3 protein-coding genes are annotated in these 1,840 nt (G+C 39.6%); all 3 read right to left on the minus strand.

The features are described from left to right. Nucleotides 1-355, minus strand: a 355-nt coding sequence (locus tag ASC50_RS00220) for a hypothetical protein (RefSeq protein WP_158648201.1), incomplete at its 3' end; no start/stop codon positions are given. 292 nt (nt 356-647) lie between these two features. Next, entirely contained in the window at nt 648-1,097 is a 450-nt protein-coding gene (locus ASC50_RS00225) for a hypothetical protein (protein WP_056928538.1), read from the minus strand. Between the two features lie 12 nt (nt 1,098-1,109). Continuing rightward, on the minus strand, nt 1,110-1,840 hold a 731-nt coding region (locus tag ASC50_RS00230), incomplete at its 5' end, for a hypothetical protein (protein ID WP_226995286.1).

The raw sequence follows: 1,840 nt of genomic DNA on the forward strand, positions 1-1,840 counted from the left end.
TAGTCAAGCGATTCAGATTATCATAGCCGAAAACTTCATTTTTTCTGTTTGACACATCGTTGCGCTGGGTCAGATTGCCGGTCATTGCATTAAACGTATAATTGACATCGTCAATAACCGATGCCCCATTTTTCAGCAAAATTTGATTGGGCAGGTGGTAAGTGTCGAAATCTGAAACACGTTTTAATCCATTGCCCAACGTGCTTTCTGTGATTTGCCCCAAAGCATTGATGGCATCTGCCTGCCACAACAAGGTACTGTTTTCGGCATTGCGCATGGAGGTGAGTAAGCCGTCAAGCGCATGCGTATTGTAGGCGAAGCCTATAGCCCGCCCACAAACACAAATGACAATCAACAACAAAAGCCTTCTTCATACTTCTTTCGTATTTCAATCCAAACACTTTTTCACTCCGTATCAAAGCCAAAGCTTCGCTTCCCCTTAGTCAATCACTAAGGAAACCTGTCTCGGATAACTCGCCATCTTTAAACAAGATGCGGTTCTTTATCCGGTTATGTACTAATCATTTGCAAGGCTGATGCCTTGCTTTTAATCCAATGTAGGCAGAGCCTACGTTGAACAAGGATTTTTGACTTTTTATCGCAGTTGCTACACACATACTTATTACTTTGTTCAATCCTTATGCCGTCTATCTTGCTACAAAAACAAGACTAATGTTTCCTATTTCAAGAGGATTTCCATTACATAGTATGAAATTATCAATATTAACTGTTATTGTGTCGCCACTTTGAACAACTTGATTTATAACAATGCTAATTGTTCCATCACTATTGATATTCCTTACATCTTTTATAAGACCACCTCCATTTTCCAGATAAACACTTGACGTGAGCAATTCTCCTTTATGGATTATTTCCAATTTATCAGGATTTATTACAATGGGAGAGTTTAATTTAAAATTCAAGTATGTATGAATTTGTCTATCCGCTAATACAGAACCACGAACATCAACTTTACCACATTCAAAATTGAAACTCTTTTCAAAACCATTACTATCTATTGTTACTCTCAAAATATAAGGATCGCAGGACAATAGCGAAAGTGAGAACAATAATAAGATAAAAATATTTGCCTTCATATTTTCAATGTATTAATAGTTAAACCAATCATAACCATAAGCTTGCCTTTCAAAATAATTGTATTCAAAAATAGAGTGCCAAAAATCTCTACCTATCAATGCACCACTTATACCCTGTAATCCGTAATGAAGTAAGAATGTATCGCCAAATGCTCTTGATTGCCAAATATGGTGCATTTCATGCTGTAACGTTCTCGGTGTATTAGTAAACCCGTCAGGTCCCATCACAGAATACGGTCCCCAAGCACCGCCCATATATTCCATTAAACCGCCGGTGTAAACAGGTGCTAAGTTTTTCCAATCAAATTTTGCCTTACCGCCGAAAGCAAGATTACCCAAACCTAATGCGTTTGTCGCAATATTGCCTAAATTATTCTGCCATTGCAAGAGTTTTTGTCCCTTGCCAAGCGTTAAATTAACAGGCCCGACTCCTAATGTTACTTTTGAAAATGGGTCATCGCCACTCGCCCAATTATTACCTATGGATTGCCCTGCTGTTCCAATCATTTGGTAGCCGAGTTTTCCGCCAAGTTGGGCAAACGCATTTTCTGCGCCCCAAGCCTTTATCATTCCAAAACCACCTGTCGCACCCCAAGCCCCTGTGGCTGCTCCAACAAGTCCTGCTTTCCAAGCACCGTCCCAACCACCGCCAGAAATTGCATTCATACCTATATTTATGGAAGCACTGTTTACAATAGAACTTGTAATACCCCACGCATTTGTTGCTACGCTTGCTCCGTTAG

It is taken from the genome of Candidatus Symbiothrix dinenymphae (assembly GCF_001431085.1).